The 19,284-nt window shown below is 51.7% G+C and carries 16 protein-coding genes; 5 read left to right on the top strand and 11 right to left on the bottom strand.

Going from position 1 to position 19,284, the window contains the following annotated elements; genetic code table 11:
• Positions 1 to 79 precede the first annotated feature (79 nt).
• Genes RSX24_RS18825 through RSX24_RS18815 form a run of 3 tightly spaced genes read right to left on the bottom strand, consistent with a single transcriptional unit; the run spans position 80 to position 3,418 of the window.
• Positions 80 to 1,252 (bottom strand): hypothetical protein, encoded by a 1,173-nt coding sequence (locus RSX24_RS18825; RefSeq protein ID WP_343261483.1) that lies wholly within the window; start codon positions 1,250 to 1,252, stop codon positions 80 to 82.
• Positions 1,245 to 2,708 carry a sensor histidine kinase gene (locus RSX24_RS18820; protein WP_343261482.1) on the bottom strand — a complete coding sequence of 488 codons (1,464 nt, stop codon included), beginning with the start codon at positions 2,706 to 2,708 and terminating at the stop codon, positions 1,245 to 1,247. The genes RSX24_RS18825 and RSX24_RS18820 overlap by 8 nt, the downstream gene beginning before the upstream one ends.
• A complete protein-coding gene (locus RSX24_RS18815; protein ID WP_343261481.1) occupies positions 2,705 to 3,418 on the bottom strand; it encodes a response regulator transcription factor in 714 nt (237 codons plus the stop codon). Before RSX24_RS18815 ends, RSX24_RS18820 begins: the two co-directional genes overlap by 4 nt.
• 253 nt (positions 3,419 to 3,671) lie before the next feature.
• On the opposite strand from RSX24_RS18815, the gene RSX24_RS18810 reads away from it, so the two are divergent.
• Together RSX24_RS18810 and RSX24_RS18805 are read left to right on the top strand one after the other, a co-directional pair.
• Positions 3,672 to 4,148, top strand: coding sequence for an RNA polymerase sigma factor (locus RSX24_RS18810; protein ID WP_343261480.1), 477 nt, complete (start codon positions 3,672 to 3,674; stop codon positions 4,146 to 4,148).
• Positions 4,149 to 4,622: 474 nt separating this feature from the next.
• Positions 4,623 to 7,364, top strand: a complete 2,742-nt coding sequence (locus RSX24_RS18805) for a chitinase N-terminal domain-containing protein (protein ID WP_343261577.1) — start codon at positions 4,623 to 4,625, stop codon at positions 7,362 to 7,364.
• 499 nt (positions 7,365 to 7,863) lie between these two features.
• Here RSX24_RS18805 and RSX24_RS18800 read toward each other — a convergent pair whose 3' ends face one another.
• Positions 7,864 to 8,457 carry a TetR/AcrR family transcriptional regulator gene (locus RSX24_RS18800; RefSeq protein WP_343261479.1) on the bottom strand — a complete coding sequence of 198 codons (594 nt, stop codon included), beginning with the start codon at positions 8,455 to 8,457 and terminating at the stop codon, positions 7,864 to 7,866.
• Positions 8,458 to 8,696: 239 nt separating this feature from the next.
• On the opposite strand from RSX24_RS18800, the gene RSX24_RS18795 reads away from it, so the two are divergent.
• The gene (locus RSX24_RS18795; protein ID WP_343261478.1) at positions 8,697 to 9,551 is read left to right on the top strand and encodes an SDR family oxidoreductase; all 855 of its coding nucleotides are present in this window, start codon (positions 8,697 to 8,699) and stop codon (positions 9,549 to 9,551) included.
• Between the two features lie 268 nt (positions 9,552 to 9,819).
• Here the strand turns inward: RSX24_RS18795 and phnE (RSX24_RS18790) are convergent, their stop codons facing one another.
• The 4 genes from phnE (RSX24_RS18790) to RSX24_RS18775 all read right to left on the bottom strand — a co-directional run bounded on the left by phnE (RSX24_RS18790) (position 9,820) and on the right by RSX24_RS18775 (position 13,439).
• Complete coding sequence (phnE, locus tag RSX24_RS18790; RefSeq protein WP_339276327.1) at positions 9,820 to 10,626, bottom strand: phosphonate ABC transporter, permease protein PhnE; 807 nt, start codon at positions 10,624 to 10,626, stop codon at positions 9,820 to 9,822.
• Positions 10,623 to 11,477 carry a phosphonate ABC transporter, permease protein PhnE gene (gene phnE / locus RSX24_RS18785; protein WP_236420244.1) on the bottom strand — a complete coding sequence of 285 codons (855 nt, stop codon included), beginning with the start codon at positions 11,475 to 11,477 and terminating at the stop codon, positions 10,623 to 10,625. The genes phnE (RSX24_RS18790) and phnE (RSX24_RS18785) overlap by 4 nt, the downstream gene beginning before the upstream one ends.
• Positions 11,474 to 12,271 (bottom strand): phosphonate ABC transporter ATP-binding protein, encoded by a 798-nt coding sequence (gene phnC, locus RSX24_RS18780; protein ID WP_339276323.1) that lies wholly within the window; start codon positions 12,269 to 12,271, stop codon positions 11,474 to 11,476. The genes phnE (RSX24_RS18785) and phnC overlap by 4 nt, the downstream gene beginning before the upstream one ends.
• Positions 12,272 to 12,443: 172 nt before the next feature.
• On the bottom strand, positions 12,444 to 13,439 hold the full coding sequence (locus RSX24_RS18775) for a phosphate/phosphite/phosphonate ABC transporter substrate-binding protein (RefSeq protein WP_343261477.1): 996 nt from the start codon (positions 13,437 to 13,439) through the stop codon (positions 12,444 to 12,446).
• Positions 13,440 to 13,685: 246 nt separating this feature from the next.
• On the opposite strand from RSX24_RS18775, the gene RSX24_RS18770 reads away from it, so the two are divergent.
• Positions 13,686 to 15,446 (top strand): bifunctional metallophosphatase/5'-nucleotidase, encoded by a 1,761-nt coding sequence (locus RSX24_RS18770; protein ID WP_343261476.1) that lies wholly within the window; start codon positions 13,686 to 13,688, stop codon positions 15,444 to 15,446.
• 74 nt (positions 15,447 to 15,520) lie between these two features.
• Here RSX24_RS18770 and RSX24_RS18765 read toward each other — a convergent pair whose 3' ends face one another.
• The 3 genes from RSX24_RS18765 to RSX24_RS18755 are packed head-to-tail and all read right to left on the bottom strand — an operon-like array spanning position 15,521 to position 18,140.
• On the bottom strand, positions 15,521 to 16,534 hold the full coding sequence (locus tag RSX24_RS18765; RefSeq protein WP_343261475.1) for a Gfo/Idh/MocA family protein: 1,014 nt from the start codon (positions 16,532 to 16,534) through the stop codon (positions 15,521 to 15,523).
• A 54-nt stretch (positions 16,535 to 16,588) separates the two neighbouring features.
• On the bottom strand, positions 16,589 to 17,437 hold the full coding sequence (locus RSX24_RS18760; protein ID WP_339276318.1) for a sugar phosphate isomerase/epimerase family protein: 849 nt from the start codon (positions 17,435 to 17,437) through the stop codon (positions 16,589 to 16,591).
• Positions 17,438 to 17,492: 55 nt separating this feature from the next.
• Entirely contained in the window at positions 17,493 to 18,140 is a 648-nt protein-coding gene (locus RSX24_RS18755; RefSeq protein WP_343261474.1) for a carbohydrate-binding family 9-like protein, read from the bottom strand.
• 183 nt (positions 18,141 to 18,323) lie between these two features.
• Between RSX24_RS18755 and RSX24_RS18750 the strand changes: the two genes are divergently transcribed.
• The gene (locus RSX24_RS18750) at positions 18,324 to 19,229 is read left to right on the top strand and encodes a helix-turn-helix transcriptional regulator (protein WP_343261473.1); all 906 of its coding nucleotides are present in this window, start codon (positions 18,324 to 18,326) and stop codon (positions 19,227 to 19,229) included.
• Positions 19,230 to 19,284 lie beyond the last annotated feature (55 nt).

The raw sequence follows: 19,284 nt of genomic DNA, 5'->3' as shown, positions 1-19,284 counted from the left end.
GTTGAAAGGTTCCCGCCGGAAAGCTCGTTTGCTTTCAGACGGGAACCCCCATCATTGCTATCTTCTACTACATTTGCCCCTACCATACCCGGAACGTAAAACGATAGATTTCGCTCATGTCCATGGAGCTGCCTCCGACAAACAGACTATCCCCGGACCAGAGCAGTTTGTAGAAATCCTGAATGTTGCGGTAGATCACCGTATCCGAGGATAATGCCCCGTTTTTCAAATAAGCCACATGCAGCTCATTCTGCCCTTCCTGATTGTCCAGCACGTCCAAATAGGCGATCCTCGACCTGTCTTCATCCATGCCGAATCCGTAAATGTCCCCTTTGTGAAGCAGCTTGAACTCCTTGTTCTCCGGCTTGTACAAATATAACCCGTGCGTGCCGTTCACCTCGCCCAACATAACGATGCTGCCATTATTCAATACACTGAACTCCTGAATGTACTCGGTCTTGGCCAGGAGCTCGTCCTGCTCGCCGTCTTTCAGCGACATCCGGTAAATACCCTCTTTGTTCTCTCCATACTGGACCGTAACATAGAAAAAACGTCGGTCTTTGCTGACCGCAACGCTTTCCGGCATGGTCAAAACGTCTTTCGAAGCCGTATTTCCGGCGAGCCTTGACACACGCGAGGACAATTCATGATGGGTAATGATCGAATCCTGATCGCCTGTGGTAAGGTCGACCTTTTTATATTGATCATCATCATAGGCGACGTACACATCGTCTCCGATGAATTCGCGCCAGTAGGCATGGTCATCCTTCAGCTTCCGGTGCGTTCCCTTTTTCCAGTCGTATGCGTATAGTTGAGGCTTGTTTCTCTCATCGTAGCGGCTGTACACAACCTTGGTGCCGTCCGGGCTAAGAGCCATGCCAAAATCGGTGTTTGTCGCGATATCTTTCACATGATTGTCATCCATGTATAACATCGACAACTTGACGCCCGAATAGGAAGCGCGAAACCGATTCAAAAAAATGGCATTCTGCTCGGCAACCCGGAAATCGAACATCGGGAAATCGTTCTGCTGTTTGCTCGCCGACTCCAGCCGAAAGGACGAATCCGGCTCCGGCGCAAGCGCAAGCGCCCCGCCTACGCGGCTCTCGGGCAGGACGACCAATCTCGGTTTGGCCGACACGATACCGAACAAGCTGCCGATGCCGTACAACCCGCCTACGAACGCAACCAGCATCCCGGCTAAGAGGACGATGTCTCGCTTGTCTTTCAACCACTTCCAACCCTTATTCATGGGGCTGCTCCGGCAATAATATTCTCATTTCGCTCCCCCTGCCCAACACGCTGGTCATCTTGACCTGCCCTCCATGGTGCTCAATCGTATTTTTGACGATGGACAAGCCGAGACCCGCACTGCCCTTTTCTTCCCGGTTGACGTCATTATCACGATAAAACGGCTCGAAGATGCGCTCCAGCGCTTCTTCTCGAACCCCTTCCCCTTGATCGCGGATCAAAATGGCGATTTCGCCGCCGATCCGGAACGCATTCACTGTAATTATCGAATTTACGTATCCGTATTTGATGGAATTATCGAGCACATTAAGAAACGCTTCCTTTAATTTGTCACCGTCCCCCTGCATATACAGCGGATCTTCCAGCTCCGACTTGACCGTCATGTTGTACTTGGCCGCCTTGAACGACATATCGTCGCAGGCTTCCTTCAGAACGGCCGATACGTTGATCCGCTCGAACCGGAACGTCTGCCCCGGGGCGGCGGCTACGGAAGTTTCCAAAATGTCGACAACCATCGTGTTCAAGCGACGGCTTTCGTTGATGATGTAATTCAAACCCTTTTCGAAAAAAGCCTTGTCGGTAAATCCGTTATCCCGCAAAATCTGGGCGTATCCCAGAATCGTCGTGAGCGGTGTCTTCAATTCATGCGTCACGTTATCGAAAAAAACCTTGCTGCGCTCCTGAACCTGTTTCACCTCGTCGCGTTCGCGTTCGATAACATCGATCTGCTGCCGAATCCGCCGAATCATATTGGAGAAGCTGACGGCCAGCTCGCCGATCTCGTCCCGGGTCTGCACCTCGATGTCCGGATTGAGGCTGCCTTGCGCCACCGCCTTCGAATGCTGCGTGAGCACCCGAATCGGCTGCGTCATCCTTCGAGAGATCAGAATCGATCCCAAAAACACAAAAACAAAGATTATGATCGCAAAAGCGCTGATCGTATCCTGGAAGCGTAGATGGCGCCGATAGAGGCTCGAATAATCCTTCTGGAGACGAATGATGCCGACTACCTTGTCCTCGCTAATCAAGGGCGCGGACAAACTGGCCGTGACATGCCCTTTGTTGATCCGGGTGCCATAGGCAATGTTGGATTTCATCGCCGCCTCCACATCCGCCCGGTAGATGAGGCTCGGCTGAACATCGCCTGCCGGATATTTGAACGATGAACCGTCTGCCCGGTAGATGTCGATCTCACCCCCGATGGACAAGCCGATTTGCTTTTCCATGTCGTCCACGTTGGATTCGATGGCGTTTTCGTTCATGCGTTTATTTTTCAGCAAAAAGTATTGATTGACCGCGATATCCAGATTTTTTTTAAACTGTACCATATCTTCGTCGATCTCGCGGTACATGTTGTCCTCGCTCACTTTGTTGAACACAAGCAGCAGGGCCGCAAATCCGATGAATACGATCACGGCAAACAAGGCTGCCATTTTGAACTGGATCGTCCATCTCATGCCTGCACCTGGGTATCAAGCTTGTATCCTACCCCGAATACCGTCTCGATGATTGAAGCAGCCGCGTGGCCTTGATCCAGCTTTTTGCGGATGCGCTGCACATGGATATCCACCGTGCGGGTATCCCCGGCAAATTCGAATCCCCACACTTTGTCCAGCAGCTCGGAACGGGTAAACACCTTGCGGTTATGTTCCACAAGAAACATCAGCAGGTCGTACTCCTTGTTGGTCAGCAGCACGCGTTCGCCGTCCTTCCACACTTCGCGCTCGTCCCGGTAAATTTCGATATGCCTGCCAAGGCGCGTGGCCTCGCGGACAGGCTGTTCCAGCGTCTCGCCGATGAGCCCGATGCGGCGGAAAATGGCACGAATGCGCGCCACAACCTCGCGAATGTCGAACGGCTTCGTGATATAATCGTCTGCCCCAAGCTCCATGCCGAGCACCTTGTCCAGCATGTCCGACTTGGCCGTAATCATGATGACCGGCGTCCGGGTCGTCACGGACAAATGCCTGCATATATCGAATCCGCTCATGTCCGGCAGCATCAGGTCCAGCAATACCAGGTCCGGCTGGTGCTGTTCCAGTTGTGAAAGTCCGCCTCTGCCGGTCGCCGCTTCATGAATCTCGAAACCTTCCTTGCGCAGCGAATACGATAAAATGTCGCGAATACCCTCCTCGTCTTCAATGATCAAAATCCGTTTAGGTCTCATATGCTTTCGGAATCTCCCTGTCTATTTATCGTCTGCCCCGATTCGGGCCTCAACCCTAACCATGCTGCGGTGAAACGTTCCTTTTCACCCAGCTTCTTCTTTTATTCTGTCGCCAGTTCCCAAACTTGACCAGCCCCATCGCGCAAATGTTACAACTACGATACAACCTCGTTCTTTTTGGAAACATGGTGCCGATATAATGGATTTCAACTGCAAGGCACGGCCAAGAACATACACCAGAGGAGAGCGCCCCATGAATCCAATCGACATCAGCCACGTCTATCTTCAATATAAATCCGAAATCGTTCATTATCTATACAACATCTTGAAACATCCGCAAGATGCGGAGGATGCCGCCCAGGAATGTTTCATCCGGCTGCTGCAAAGCAAGGCCGACGTTCCCGAGGATCGAATCCTCTATTATCTAAAAAGAATTGCCCGCAATCTCGCCATGGATACCTTCCGCAAGCGTACCCGGACGCACAGACGCGACAGCAAGCTGGATATGCCTACCTATCATTGTGATACATACGGGCTTGAAATCGACGATGGCGTCGATGAACTGGTCTCTTTTGTCACCAACACGGAGCATCGCGAAATATTGAAATTACGCCTGATTCACGGTTTCTCGGTTAAAGAGACAGCACAGTTGGTAAACCGGAGTGAGGGCATGATCAAATCTTCGGTCTTTCACGCCGTCAACCGGATCCGCGCCAAGATCATCTCCTAGCGGTCCATTTTTACAAAAATCGTCATCTTGCATCGCGGAAAAGCATTTTTCGCGTCGAGTCTTCCACTCAGGCTGCGGGAAACCAGGAAAAAGCGCCTATCCCTTGCAGCCCATATCTCCTCATTTTCGTATAATCCAGACGGATAACGTCCCCCATTGGACCACAGGAATGCAATTCCAAAGAAACACCCCATTCCGTGTATTTCTCTCATTCATTCCAATTTCCTTTGTTTTCTGCGATAATCCCCCCTATTTTCAATGGTGTACATGTCGCCATAGACGGCCCTTCAGTGGTTCATAAGACCTGTTTTAACAATTTATGACCATGTTTTTACATATTGTTATGACGATGTGAGATTTTGGATGTTAAACTATGAACGGATTGTGGAATCCACTAATTTTTGGGAGGGATTTTGGTTGGCTAACTGGAAAAATTGGAGAGGAAAAGGGGTAAAAGCGTTTCTGGCCGTATCCATGGCTTTGCCGCTTCAATTCGGATTATGGGATGCCAATGCATCGGTACATGCAGAGGGTCCGACCGACCCGGCTCCTTTCATTCAGGCCAAGGTTGTCAATGAAAATGCAGGTAAAAAGGTATTATTCGACAATACCCATGCTCAAACGGCGGGCGCTGCGGACTGGGTTATTGACGGCGGTTTCTCCGATTTTGCCAATGGTCTTGCGAACGAAGGCTATGATGTCAAAGAACTGCGCAAAACGACGCCCATCACGTATGACGATCTGAAGGATTATAACGTGTTCGTCGTCGCAGAGCCTAACATTCCATATAAAACATCGGAACAGGCAGCCATGAAGCAATACGTCGAAAATGGCGGCAGCATTTTCTTCATCGGCGACCACTACAATGCCGACCGCAACAAAAACCGCTGGGACGGTTCCGAAGCCATTAACGGCTACCGCCGCGGCGCATTCGGCAATCCGACCAAAGGCATGAGCGCCGAGGAAAGCAATTCGGAAGCCATGAAAGACGTGACCAGCACGGACTGGCTGTCCGAGAACTTCGGCGTCCGTTTCCGTTACAACGCGCTCGGCGACCTTAACGCGACGAACATCGTTCCTGCCGATCAGGCATTCGGCATTACGGAAGGCGTATCTGCAGTAGCGATGCACGCTGGGTCCACGCTTGCGATCACCGATCCGACGCAAGCCAAAGGGATCGTATACCTGCCGAAAACAAACGCAGCTTGGCCAAATGCGGTTGACCAAGGCGTTTACAACGGCGGCGGCGTTGAAGAAGGTCCTTACGTGGCGGTATCCAAACTTGGTGCAGGCAAAGCCGGCTTCATCGGTGACTCTTCCCCGGTTGAGGATGCTTCTCCGAAATATTTGCGCGAAGAAACAGGCGCACGCAAAACAACGTATGACGGCTTCAAAGAAGTGGACGATGCCGCGCTGCTCGTCAACATGGTGAACTGGCTCGCTACGCAGGAAAGCTACACCAGTCTGACGCAGGTTCCCGGCCTGCAACTGGACAAACCTACAGCACTGCTGCCGTTCGAAACACCTGCCCTGTCCACGGAGCCTCAGGCAGAACCTTGGGCCGCACCTGCTGCAGGATACAAATGGTATGACCGTTCCACCTTCAAACCAGGCTCGTACGGCGGACCTGCCTCCAGCGCAAACGCCACATACAGCTTCGTGAAGCAGGATACGCTGCCTAACGCAGAAGACTTCCAAATTCGCGTCGTCGTTGAAAACATGCCTGCCAATACGACCGTATCCGGCTTCAGCGCAGGGATCTACCTGGCGGGCGGTACGCAAGTAGCCATGGTTCAGAACGAGAGCGGCACTTGGCCGACCTCCTATGGATACAGCTCGGCCTTCAGCGTGACGTCCGACAGCAAAGGCCGTGCCATCAAGGATTTGAACGTGCGCATCAAACCGGGTATTTCCGGTGCAGCCAACCTGCGCCTGCGCCTGAACGGAAGCAACCTGATCACGAATGCCGTGACGATCGCCAACGTTCCGGCCGAACCGCTTCCGGGAGAAGAAGGACCGATTCCGGCACCAATCAGCATTGCCGAAGCACGCGCCAAAGCCATCGGCTCCACAGTGACCGTGGAAGGCGTAATCACGACCGAGCCGGGCGCATTCGGCGGACAAGCCTTTTACATGCAGGATGAAACCGGCGGATTGTACGTCTTTCAAAGTGCCAGCGGATATCATGCAGGCGATGTCGTGAAAATCACTGCGGCATCGGCGCTGTATAATACCGAGTTTGAATTGACCGATATCGTTGCCATCGAGAAAACAGGAACAGCTTCCATTCCCGCTCCAGTAGAGGCTCAAACGGTAACGGCAGACAATCAAGGGCAGCTGCTCGAACTGAAAGACGTGACGATTCAAAATATCGTCAGCGCCGCACCTGCAGGCTCCTTTGAGTTTGACGCGGTAGCTGCAGACGGCACAAGCACGCACATCCGCGTGGATACGCGCACCGGCGTAAGCCAGTCCTCCTTCCCTTATGCGGAAGGCGACAAAATTTCCATCACTGGCGTATCCGCTATTTTCAAAGATGTGTTCCAGTTGAAACCAAGAAGCCTGAACGATTTTGTTCCGGCTGAGCAAGAAGAACAGGAACCAACGACTCCAGCAGCGGGGGCACCGGGTACACCGGTGCTTTCCCACAACAACGGTCATGCCAACGGACTGCTTGAAGGCACGTACACGGTGAGCATGAACCTGTGGTGGGGCGAGAATGCAACCAGCTACAAGCTGTATGAAGACGGCGTGCTGATCGACACACAAAAGCTGACTTACAATGCACCGATGGCTCAATCTGCCGAAACGAAAATTCAAGGCAAATCGAACGGTACTTACACGTATGTTGCTGAATTGACGAACGACAAAGGCACGACTCGCAGCCAAACGCTGACCGTGACCGTAGCCAATGCCGCTCCAGGCAAAGCCGTGCTTTCCCAAGACAATTGGGATGGAGACGGCAGCTACAAAGTCACCATGAATCTGTGGTGGGGAACCAATGCCACGGAATACCGTCTCTATGAAAACGATGTGTTGATCGACACGCAAGCGCTGAATGCAGCAACGCCTTCTGCGCAAAGCGCGGTAACCGAACTGTCCGGTCGTGCCAACGGAACGTACACGTACCGTGCTGAGCTGGTGAATTCAGCCGGTGTGACAAGCACCGAAACGATTACGGTTCAAGTCACAAAAGCGTTGCCTTTGGCTAGCTAATTGCCTCTGGTAAAGAGAGCATTGGCGCATGCCCCTCGCATGAGAAGCCCACGTATTTGACGCTTCACCACGTGTTACGCCTCGCCTCCGCATGAAACGCCTCAACGCAAAAACCGAAACCGGACACGGCCTTATTGGCCAGTTCCCGTTTCGGTTTTTTTCTCGTACCTGTAACGAACCCGACACACCTTATTCGGGATTATCAGGCCTTCTTGAAATGGTAACGAACCTGAGGAGCGCTATTTCAGCCAAACCCATGTACCAAGACCCTGAAATCCTCAAATAAGGTGTCTGAGATTCGTTAGCGCCGGAATCAGCTTGATATCGCCCGAATAAGACGTGTGATGTTCGTTAGCGCTCGCGGTTACCCGATCATCCGTAGACCGTTCTCCCCTTTGCTCCCCATACTCCGCCCTTTTCAACCAATTAACGCACACTATCATAAGTCCGATTTATAACCCAAACGCGTTGTCTCGACATCGGTCAATGAGGCGTGTCTTTAGCTGGCTGTTTGCTCCCAAAAAGGGGCCAACTGGACCGATATAACCTCTATAACTTCTTCAAACGTCGTTTCCACTGAGCGGTCTTGAGGGTTCCGGCTCCACTGCAAAGCCGATCCGAATATGCCCCAACTGATAACGAGTGCCATAGCTTCCAATTTTTCTTGCGAAAAGCTCTGTGTGTCCACTTCATTTATCCGTTTAAGCAGGAGTCGATGAAGATCCTGATGCATGATATTTTCAAACATCGCTTCAAACTGCTTGTCTCCCGGCGTACTACATTGATGAAACTGCAAAAGAAAATCGAGTATGGTTTGAATAAGGATTCGCAAATTGCCCGCATTGCAACTTGTTCCTTCCGGCAATCTATCCCTTATAGTCTTCTGGAACTTTTCCGTCATCCAATATTCAAGAAAATCATATTTATCCTGAAAATGCGCATAAAACGTTGTTCGATTTACGGTTGCTTGTTTCGTGATATCGTGCACAGAAATGGAATAGACGTTTCTCTTTTTCTCAACCAAATCGTTAAAAGCCTGCACGAACAATTGACGGGTTCTTTTAACACGCGGGTCCTCGGGATTTACCGACATCTTATCCCCTCTTTCTCTTGAACTCAAATAACAGACAAAAGGACAAAAATGTTGGGAACACAACACAAACAGCTTTTTGCAGGTTGTTTGCACGGGCTTATTCCTTTTATCTTTTACTTAAGAGGTTGTTCAAAAAGTCACTTTTTTGAACATGCACTTATACGATTATGATTGCACAAACCAAATCGTATAACAAGAAAATCTCTATCTGAATTGCGAACGAAAGGATGAGTGCATAAATGATTGTTGTTACTGGAGCGAATGGAAAATTAGGTCGGAATGTCGTAGAAGAACTTCTCAAGCGTGTTCCAGCCGGGGATATTGGTGTGAGTGTCCGTGATGTGAAAACGGTACAAGATCTAAAAGAACGCGGAGTTCGTGTTCGGCAAGGAAATTTCGATGATTCCGAGAGTCTCCTTCACGCCTTTGAGGGAGCGTCTCAAGTTCTTATGATCTCGTCCCACTCCTTGGGGGAAGCTGCTGTTCGTCAGCATCATACCGCAATCGACTCGGCAAAGAAAGCTGGTGTTAGTCGACTGTTGTATACTAGCCAAATGTTTTCATCTGCAACGTCGCATTTTCCTCCCATGGACGTTCATGCTGCTACAGAAGAGATGCTAAAATCTTCAGGACTGGCTTTTACGTCGCTGCGAAACGGCTTTTATGCCGCATCAGCAATCATGTGGATGGGTGATGCCTTGAAAACAGGGGAATTGATTGCTCCGGAAGATGGTCCTGTTGCCTGGACCACCCATTCCGACCTGGCTGAAGCCACAGCGGTAATCCTGACAGAGCAGAGATATGAAGGAATAACTCCCCACCTTACGGCTTCCGAAGCGATTGACATGGATCGAATCGCAGCGATTGCTTCCAAGGTCTTGGATCGACCGATTCGGCGAATGGTCGTGTCGGATGATGAATATCGGAACCACTTGGTATCCCGAGGACTGCCGGAAGTGATGGTCGGCATGCTTACGGGGATGTTTCAGGCAAGTCGACAGGGAGATTTCTCGCAAACCGATCCCACTTTGGAAAACCTGATTGGAAGATCGCCGGTGAGTTTTACGGATTTTTTGAAAGACTCGATTTCGTAATAACACCTTAACACTGACTGTTTGGAAAAAAAGTGATGAGAACCTGGATGCTATAGCAGGAACAATGAACAATCATTCGAACACAGCCCTCAACTTAATGACAAGGTGTGAGTTGTTGATACTTATATAAAAAGGAGTGCAGCTGCCACGGCCATGTTTATTGACCGACGTAACTGCACTCCTGATTCCTTCATGTACTTTGCACGGAATCAAGCATAGCACTGAACTATCGAGCACTTCCATTAAACGCTTATTTCTCGACCCTGATTTACACCAGCTTCTTGCGAATGTAACCGGAAATCAGGTCAATGATCGTGATCATCACGATGATGCCCAGCAAAATGATGCCGACGCGCGGCCAGTTCCGCGTGCTGAGCGCAAAGATCAGCGGCGTGCCGATCCCCCCTGCCCCAATGACGCCCAGAATGGTTGCGGAACGTACGTTGATCTCGAACCGGTACAACGTATAGTTGAGGAATCCAGGCAGCACCTGCGGCAGCACGGCAAACCACAGCTGCTGCATGCGCGTGGCCCCGGAAGCGAGCAACGCTTCGGAAGGACCGTAATCGATATTTTCCACTTCGTCGGCAAACAGCTTGCCCAGCATCCCGATGGAATGCAGCCCGAGTGCAAGGACCCCCGCGAAAGAACCCGGTCCCACGGCCTTGATGAACAGCAAAGCCATGATGATTTCGGGAAAAGTGCGAATGAAGCTCAGGACCATCTTGCCTGCCCCCGATATTGCGCGAAACCGGCTCATGTTTCGGGCGGACCAAAAAGCAAACGGAATGCACAGCACGGCCGAAATGACCGTTCCCAGAATCGAGATCGCCAGCGTGTCGAGCAATCCTCGCAGCAAATCTTCGCCTTCCGGCAAATAGACAAAATTCCAGTCCGGCGAGAAAATCCCGGCTACGATCGCCTTCATGATCTGGCCGGCCGTATCCTTGAGGCCGGTAAACGGCACGCCTGCCAATGCCCAGGCATATACCAGGATCAACAGCAGCACGATGACCCAGCGAAGCGGGTTCTTTCGTGGTTTGCGCCGGATGGCGCTTGTTTCATTTTTCATCATAACAACTTCTCCCGCAGCTTAGTACTTACATAATCGATGATGAGGACGATCGCAAGGGTAAACAGAATGATCACGCTCGTTTTGTCATACTCCAGGAATCCAAGCGTTGCCTCATAATAAAGTCCGATGCCCCCTGCGCCTACCAGTCCAAGGATAGCCGCCGCGCGCACATTGATCTCAAAGGCATACAGGACATAGGAAGTAAACTGGGCAGCCAGCTGTGGCACGACCCCATACACGATGAGCTGGATCCGGTTCATGCCGACGGCGGTCATCGCTTCCAGCGGTCCTTTATCGATCGTTTCCAGCGTTTCGTAAGTCAGCTTCGCAATCAGTCCGACCGAGAACACGGCAAGGGCCAAAATACCGGGGATCGGTCCCAGACCGAACACCGCGACGAACAGCGCGGCCAAGAGCAGGTCAGGCACGGTACGAATCAGGTTCAGCACGAAACGGGCCGGATAATAAATCCAGCGGCTCGGCATCAGGTTCCCCGCACAAATGATCGATACCGGAATCGCAATGATGGCACCGATGGTGGTGCCGATCAAAGCCATGCGAATCGTTTCCAGCATGCCCTGCACAATGTTGTCGAAGTAGGTCCAGCGTGGCGGAAACATTTCCTTCAGCAGATCCCACATATTAGGAAACCCTTCGATGAGTTCACTAAAGCTGGCATCGGTTTGTTTGGCACTGGCCCACAATAACAGCAAAATGATGATTACGGTGAGCAGATGTTTGGTGCGCCCCGGCGGTTTGGGGCGGTTGACAACCTGATTAGGTCCCAAACCCGGCTCCTTTCCCGCTCCTGTCCGTGGTTGGTGAAGTGAAGCGTTGGCCTGCCCCTTCATACCAGCACTTCTCCCTGCTCGGATACATGCTGTTTCTCCAACAACTCGTCGGCGAGAATCGGTCTGCCGTAGATTTCGGCGAAACGCTCATCCGTGGCCTCTTCCACCGGACCGTCAAACACGACTTCGCCTGCACGCAAGCCAACGATGCGCGTGGCATACTCCCTCGCCAAGTCGATAAAGTGAAGATTGACGATGGTCGTGATGCCGAGATCCTGATTAATGCGTTTCAAGTCATCCATCACTTGTTTGGTTGTGAGTGGATCGAGCGAGGCAACCGGTTCGTCGGCCAAAATGATTTTGGCCTCCTGTGCAAGAACGCGTGCAATCGCCACCCGCTGCTGCTGTCCGCCGGACAGCTGGTCCGCACGGGAATAAGCCTTCTCCGCGATGTTCACCCGTTCCAAAGCCTGGAATGCAAGCTCCGTATCCTCTTTTGGAAAACGGCCCAGGATGGTGCGCAGCGTGGAATGATAACCAACGCGTCCTGCCAGAACGTTACGAAGCACGCTCGATCGTTTCACGAGATTGAAGCTCTGAAAGATCATGCCGATATCGCGCCGGATCATGCGCAATCGCTTGCCCTGCGCTTTGGTGATCGAACTGCCATTAATCAGAATCTCTCCTTCGCTTATATCATGGAGACGATTAATGGATCGCAGCAGCGTGGATTTTCCCGCACCGGACAATCCCACGACCGCGATGAACTCGCCTTGTTCAAAGGTAAGATTGATATTGTTGAGGCCTTTCGTACCATTCGCGTACATTTTGGTGACGTTATGAAGCTCGATCATTACGCTAATCCTTCTTTCTATAATGGGATCTATCGGAGGGCAGCAGTAACGGGACAAGCCAGCGCAGCGTATGTCACGCTGAACTGGCCTGTCCGCACTGCGAATACATCTGTTTCATGGGATAGAAGCGAATGACAATCGGATGATTTTCAATCGTCTACGTGATCGAAAACTACCCGGTTTTTACTTTTTCGCCGTATTGACGAACGATTTCGAACTTGCTGTCGTCAGACTCTACATAACCTTCATGCGTATAGATTTCTTTCACGATCTCATGGCCTTCCGGATCTTTACCGATGTCGATGAAAGCTTGTTTGATTTTCGCCGACCAGTCAGCGTTCATATCCGTACGTACAGCGATGGTGTCGTTAGGAATAGGCTCTGTGAACGCCAGTACACGTGTATCTTCGAATACGGTCGGGTAGTCTTTGGAAACCGTGTTGCGAGCATCTTGGAAAATCGCCGCGGCATCAACGTCGCCGTTCAATACGGCGATAACGCCTTGGTCATGCCCTTTTACCGTAACTGGCGTTACATCTTTCAATGGATCGATGCCTTTATCCAGCAGCAGACCTGCCGGCCATACATAACCTGCGGAAGAAGTTACGTTCTGGTAAGCGATTTTTTTGCCTTTCAAATCTTCAATGGATTGGATCGGCGAATCTTTCTTCACGATAAACATGGATTTATAGGAATCGGCCAAATCCTCTGTCGGAGCACCTGTTTCATCATTCACGCCAAAACGCTGCGCCTGCAGGATAACTTGTGCAGCGCCTTTTTCTTTAGCAAGCACGTAAGCTGTCGGAGGCAGGAAACCGACATCGACTTTTTTGGAAGCCATGGCTTCGATGATCGTGTTGTAGTCTGTCGATACGCTGACTTTAACCGGGATGCCCAGTTTGTCGCCAAGCAGCTTCTCCAGCGGTTTAGCTTTTGCTTCCAGCGTATCCGCGTTTTGGGATGGTACGAATTGCACCGTCAGTTCAGTAGGAACGTAACCTTCGGCAGTTTTGTCTGTGTCTGCCTCGTTTGAGGACGTTCCGGAGGCCGCATTCGAGCTCGAATTTGTTCCGTTAGCGGAATCTGTAGTTGTACCCGCGTTTGACCCACAAGCACTTAATAGCAGAATGACAAGCAACAATGGTAAAAATAATGCAGACTTCTTCAAGCGAACACCCTCCAAAGAGTTTCTATTTTTCAATACTTGTCTACTATAGTTGTCAATGATTAGGGTGATGTGAAACGAAATTTGGAGTTTTGTAAAGTTTCTTGTCAGGCTGTCAGCCCGTTTCGAATCTGTTAGAATAGCCTCATTATGGCTCGTCACCGAACCGGCTCCATCTCGAAACGCAACAGAAACGGAATCACGCCGTGATCGAACCTGCCCATTTTATACCCTAGAGGAGATTGTAAAATGACATCATCCAACCGCACGGCCCGTGTCGACATCATGTTTACCAGCGACCTTCACGGGGCCATTCGCCCCATTCAGTACAATACAAATGCCCCGCGCCAAGCCGGTCTCGCCCATCTCGCCACCTTGATCCGCCGGGAACGGGAGCGTTCGCCCGAAATGCTGCTGATCGATAACGGCGATCTGCTGCAGGGCTCTCCGCTTGCTTCCTATGCCGCCGCATTCAACGAAGCCGATTCGACGCATCCTTTCATCCATGTATTGAATGAGCTCGGCTACGATGCTGCGGTCATGGGTAACCATGAGTTCAATTATGGACAAGGCATGCTGCGCAAAGCGGTGGAAGATTCCCGCTTCCCTTGGCTGTCCGCCAATATCGGTTTTGCAAGGAGCCCGCAGCCGGACGACAATGCTGGACTTCCTTGGGAGGGGCATGAGACGGATCAACCGGATTACCTTACGTACGACGATGAACGCATCGTCATCCATGCTTATGGTGACTCTGATTCGTTAATACCGCCATCTGCTCCTGCAGGGGCAGCCATTCCGGCATTCGGCCCGCCTTATTGGATCAAAACGTTATCGACAGGCGTAAAAGTCGCCATTCTTGGCGCCACCACCCACTACATTCCCAACTGGGAGCATCCGAAAAACATCGAAGGTTTGCACTTCGTTGACGCTTTGGAAACGATCCGTGTCTGGGTGAACCATATTCGCCAAACGGAACAACCGGACGTGCTCGTGGTCAGTTACCATGGAGGCTTCGAATGCGATCTTGAAACAGGAGAGCCTGCCGAGCGGCTTACCGGGGAAAATCAGGCATACGCCATCTGCCGCGATATCGAAGGCATCGATGTATTGTTAACCGGACATCAGCATCGCGAGCTGACGGGCCAAGTGCACGGCGTCACCATCATCCAACCAGGATTCAATGGCCATGCCGTCGGCCAAGTATCGGTGCAGCTGGAGCAACAGGCCGAGGGGCGCTGGCAGATCACGGATAAAGCAGCTCGCCTGCTTCATTCCAGCGAAAGCGGCCTGGAGGCAGATGCCACCGTCCTGCGTTTGACGGAACAGCTTGAAAACCTGACTCAGGCTTGGCTGGACCAGCCGATCGGCGAAGTACATGGCGATCTGACCATCAAAGATGCCACGACGGTAAGACTGGCCGCCCATCCGTTCATCGATTTCGTACATCGGGTTCAAATGGATGCTACTGGCGCGCAGGTGTCGAATACGGCGCTGCTGAGCGAGGAAGCGCGCGGCTTCGGTGCACGCATCACGGTCAGGGATGTTTTGTCCAATTTCATCTACCCGAATACCTTGACGGTGCTTGAGCTCAGCGGGCAGGACATCCGCGAAGCGTTGGAGCAAACCGCGCGTTACTTTGTGCTCGATGCGGGTGGTCAGGTCGTCGTTAATCCGGCCTATATCGATCCCAAGCCGCAGCATTACAACTACGACATGTGGGCAGGGATCGAATATGAATTGGATATTTCCAAACCGATGGGCAGCCGCGTAGTCAAACTGGAACGCAACGGAACTCCTATCGGCCCTGAAGATACATTCTCTGTTGTTATGAACAGCTACCGCGCTGCCGGCGGCGGCGATTACGCGATGTACCCTGGGAAAAAGGTGCTGCACGAAGGCGCGACGGACATGGCCGCTTTGGTCGAAGAATATGTTCGCAGACATCGGCCGTTAACGGTGCAACAGCCCGACAATTGGAAGGTGGTTGGCGGGAGCACAAACGGATCATGATTCATAATGAAAGAGCAGAACCCGAATTCGGGCTCTGCTCTTTATTTTTCCTTTAAACGCAGATGTACAGGAAGCTAACCTACCTTAATCCACGCTCCCCTTTCATCGGCTGAACGTATCTCCGCTTCGACGATTTCGAGCGAACCGACGGCACTCTCCGGTGTACATGTTGCAACAGATGTGCCTTCCGCCACGGAACGAATAAAATACTGGAGCTGATGGTAATACCCCGATTCTGGTGAAAGCTCGGGAATGAACCCTGGTGCGTTATTCGGGTTGACCTTTAACTCGCCGTTCTCGAATACCAGATTGCCTTGTTCAAAATTCACGCGATATGTCATCGAGAAACCGTAATCGCCTCCCAACGTCCAGTCCGCCTGAGCATTGAGGACTTTGCCGTCCGAGTATGCATAATGTGTGGAGACGGCATCGTAACCGCTTCCCGGAATGACGTTCCGGGCCAGCGTGGATACCCGATCCGGCTTGCCGAACAGCCAGTGCACGATATCCGTGTCATGAATGTGCATATCCAGAATGCAGCCGCCGCTTTTTTCCCCATCCAAAAACCAGTCCTGCGGCGCACCTGAACCTCTGAAAAAATAACCTCCGGTTACCGCGCCATAACGGCCGTCTTCAACCACAGATTTCAGGTAAGCATATGCCGGCCAAAAACGCAGGCATTGCCCGATCATCAACGTTCGCCCCGTCTGCCGGGCCGTCTCCGCCATTTTCCAGCCATCTGCCGAATGGCGCGCCACCGGTTTCTCGCAGAGCACATGAATGCCTTTGTTCAGAATTGAACGCGCAATCTCAGCATGCAAGGGTGTTGGCAGCGTCAAATCAACGATATCCAGTTCCTCCTGCTCCAGCATGGTCGCGATGTCATCATACAGGCGATAGGCTGACAGGTCGTATACTTCCTGCTCCGTGGCCATGTTACCGGATGCTTTTCCGCTTTTCAGTTCCTCGATTCTCAAGTCGCAGATGGCGACCATCTCCACCGGCTCCCCTTCCGAAGCCAGGCGTACATAATTGTCGAAATGCATCCGTCCCATAAAACCAAAACCGACCAATCCCACTTTCAACATAAATTCTGCCTCCCGATCGAAAATGTAAGTTCGATAACACGTAGTTACCCGTATTTATATCTGAGAGCGGCCCAGAATGGCATCCATCGCTTGGGATGTGTTAAATACAATCTGATTGGAATGATGCGTATACGCCGGAATCATCTCCGCAGTCACGTAGTTATCGTAACCGATCGCGCGCAACGCTTCCATCACCGCCGGATAATTCACGTCACCCGCCAGAAGATCCACAAAGCCGTGCAATCCCCCTGCCTGACGGCGGTAATCCTTGAAATGCACCTTTTTGATCCGGTGACCCAAAATGCGAACCCAATGCTCCGGGTATCCGCCCTGCACCACATTACCCACATCGAAATAGGAGCCGACATAAGGGGAATCGAATCCATCGATGAAGCTCTTCAGCTCAAGCGGTGACACCAGAAATTTGTTCCATACATTCTCGATGCCGATCGACACCCCGGCACTCTCCGCATAAGGCAGCAAATGAGCTATCGCTTCCTGAGCCCGTTCGTAGGCAACTTCGTAATCGGTCACTTCGCTATCCGGAATAAAATCGACGCCGACGGCACCGGGAATGACGAGAATGGTATCCACGCCCAAAGCCGAGGCAAGCTCAAGCTGTTTTTTGCATACGTCAAGCGCTTTCGCACGAATTTCGGGCCGGGCGCTGGTCATCGGATAATCCCAATACAGTCCCGTGGCCAGTCCGGCAATTTCTAGTCCGGCTTCCTCCAGTCGTCCCTGAATATCCCGGACTTCGCGATCCGACGCGGACAGGCTCAGCTCGCCTTCTCCATTCAGCGAAAGCTCAATTCCATCGAATCCTGCCCGGCTGGCCGTCTGAATGCAATCCGCAATAGATGCATTTTCCGGAAACGACCAAATGTTTATTCCTTTTTTCATACCCCAATCCCCTCCTGTAATTGATGCAAATAACGGCGGCCTTACGATTGGATCGTCATACGAATCGAACAAAGCCGAATCGATCAGGCAAATGAAAATTGACGGCGCCGGTAGGCTGCCAGGCCTGATACTCCCTCATTCCCCGTATATCCTCGTCAATGCGGTACATGTTAACTCTCCAACACGTCCCTTCCATCAAAGGTGACTCGAAATTGCTGGCAGGAATATGGATCGAATACACCAAATTGCCGCGATCATCCGACTCCACCGTCGTCTGAATTCCCTCCAGGCTCCAGTTCATATCCGCTCTTATCCCTGAAGCCACACCTTCATGACGAATGAACGCATCAAACACAACGTTGCGCGGACTGACCTCCAGTTCCATGTATTGCTTGCCGTCTCCCTGTTCATCAATGAACAGTTCGACCACATCCTGCTCGTAGAGCGGCTGATCACGTTCCGTGAAATCGGAAACGACATGATCATCCTCGCACACATACCGGATATGCAAATACTCGGGACTCCAGCCCATGCGTACTTCCGTAGACTGACGCGCAGGCTTGCCGGTCACCGTATCCACCAGTTCCAGCGGTTCGCACCGTTCCCAGTCCCTCACAACGGGAGGGCCGCTTTGGAACAAGGTATTCTCCAATTGTCTGCAGCAATAGACTGATCTGGATGCGACTACCGGGAAGCCCACCATGCCTCATCCCCTTTTTAAATAAATCCGTGACATTGTTTCTCTTCATCAAACATGTGATAATACTTGTATTATAGATGTTCCGCACCATTTTTTATTTAGGGAATCAAGAGATTTTTTGCACGATTCCGTTTGAATTCCAGCCTATTTTTTTATCACCAATTTATCCTGAAAGGAGAACCTTCCATGCCTCCCCAACCAAATGGTTATCCGCTGAAACGCATCGCGAATTACGGGGAGTGGTCTCCCAGCGTCCACTATGCCCAGTTCCAGAGCCTGCCCCCGGGCAAGCTGGCGAAACGGCGGCTGTACGATTTCGAGCTGCTGTACGTAAGCCAGGGCGAGGCAGCAACCTATATGTATGATCAACGTTATGCGCTGACAGCGGGACAACTCATCGTCTTGCCTTCAGGCATCCACCACCAGAACGAAGTCGTCTCCAGCCCCGAGGCACGCTTCATTGGCATTCACTTTGATTTCTTCAATGAATCGACCATCCAGACCGAAGCCGACATGGTCGTAAACGAAGAGAACGTGCAGGCCCACAAGTTCGCGGCGGAAGCCTGCGCCGAAGGGATGAAACCGTTATCTTCGACTCCCATTTATACTCCCTCTCCTTACGCAGTACAGCTTATGGAGCAACTTGTGCATGAATTCACGATGCGTCCCCCGGGTTATGAGCTGGCATGCAAAGCATTGATGCTGCAATTGTTGACCCAATTGCTCCGTTCATCCTGGGTTAGCGCGCCCCGCCACGCATCCGTTCATGACGACAAGCTGTTGGAGATCATGAAACAGATCGAGACGAGTCCCGGAGAAAAGTGGACCAATACCGGCATGGCCAAACAATTGAACCTGAGCGTGGATCATATGGCCAAATTGTTCCGACAAGTGGCCGGGATTCCCCCAAACGAATATATCCAGTCCATCCGTTTGCGCGAGGCGCGCAGGCTGCTGCGGGAAACCGACGACTCCATCGAAATGGTCGGCGCCCGAAGCGGCTATCCGGACATTCACTATTTCAGCCGCCTGTTCACCAAACACGAGGGCATCTCTCCCCGCGAATACCGGAAGCTGTCCAGAATGCTGTAAAAGAGGCCGATCTTAAGGCGCCTCATAAGAAAAAACGAGCTTCCTGCCCCCGGGC

It is taken from the genome of Paenibacillus hubeiensis (assembly GCF_032334105.1).
GTDB lineage: Bacteria > Bacillota > Bacilli > Paenibacillales > Paenibacillaceae > Paenibacillus > Paenibacillus hubeiensis.
This window is presented reverse-complemented; position numbering and strand designations above follow the sequence as displayed.

Excerpts from the sequence above, each read along its gene's own strand:
- RSX24_RS18820 (WP_343261482.1), bottom strand. The coding sequence starts at position 2,708 with ATGAGATGGACGATCCAGTTCAAAATGGCAGCCTTGTTTGCCGTGATC.
- RSX24_RS18810 (WP_343261480.1), top strand. The coding sequence starts at position 3,672 with ATGAATCCAATCGACATCAGCCACGTCTATCTTCAATATAAATCCGAA.
- phnC (WP_339276323.1), bottom strand. The coding sequence starts at position 12,271 with ATGATCGAGCTTCATAACGTCACCAAAATGTACGCGAATGGTACGAAA.
- RSX24_RS18815 (WP_343261481.1), bottom strand. The coding sequence starts at position 3,418 with ATGAGACCTAAACGGATTTTGATCATTGAAGACGAGGAGGGTATTCGC.
- RSX24_RS18750 (WP_343261473.1), top strand. The coding sequence starts at position 18,324 with ATGCCTCCCCAACCAAATGGTTATCCGCTGAAACGCATCGCGAATTAC.
- RSX24_RS18805 (WP_343261577.1), top strand. The coding sequence starts at position 4,623 with ATGGCTTTGCCGCTTCAATTCGGATTATGGGATGCCAATGCATCGGTA.
- RSX24_RS18770 (WP_343261476.1), top strand. The coding sequence starts at position 13,686 with ATGACATCATCCAACCGCACGGCCCGTGTCGACATCATGTTTACCAGC.
- RSX24_RS18765 (WP_343261475.1), bottom strand. The coding sequence starts at position 16,534 with ATGTTGAAAGTGGGATTGGTCGGTTTTGGTTTTATGGGACGGATGCAT.
- RSX24_RS18800 (WP_343261479.1), bottom strand. The coding sequence starts at position 8,457 with ATGTCGGTAAATCCCGAGGACCCGCGTGTTAAAAGAACCCGTCAATTG.
- RSX24_RS18825 (WP_343261483.1), bottom strand. The coding sequence starts at position 1,252 with ATGAATAAGGGTTGGAAGTGGTTGAAAGACAAGCGAGACATCGTCCTC.
- phnE (WP_236420244.1), bottom strand. The coding sequence starts at position 11,477 with ATGAAGGGGCAGGCCAACGCTTCACTTCACCAACCACGGACAGGAGCG.
- phnE (WP_339276327.1), bottom strand. The coding sequence starts at position 10,626 with ATGATGAAAAATGAAACAAGCGCCATCCGGCGCAAACCACGAAAGAAC.
- RSX24_RS18755 (WP_343261474.1), bottom strand. The coding sequence starts at position 18,140 with ATGGTGGGCTTCCCGGTAGTCGCATCCAGATCAGTCTATTGCTGCAGA.
- RSX24_RS18760 (WP_339276318.1), bottom strand. The coding sequence starts at position 17,437 with ATGAAAAAAGGAATAAACATTTGGTCGTTTCCGGAAAATGCATCTATT.
- RSX24_RS18795 (WP_343261478.1), top strand. The coding sequence starts at position 8,697 with ATGATTGTTGTTACTGGAGCGAATGGAAAATTAGGTCGGAATGTCGTA.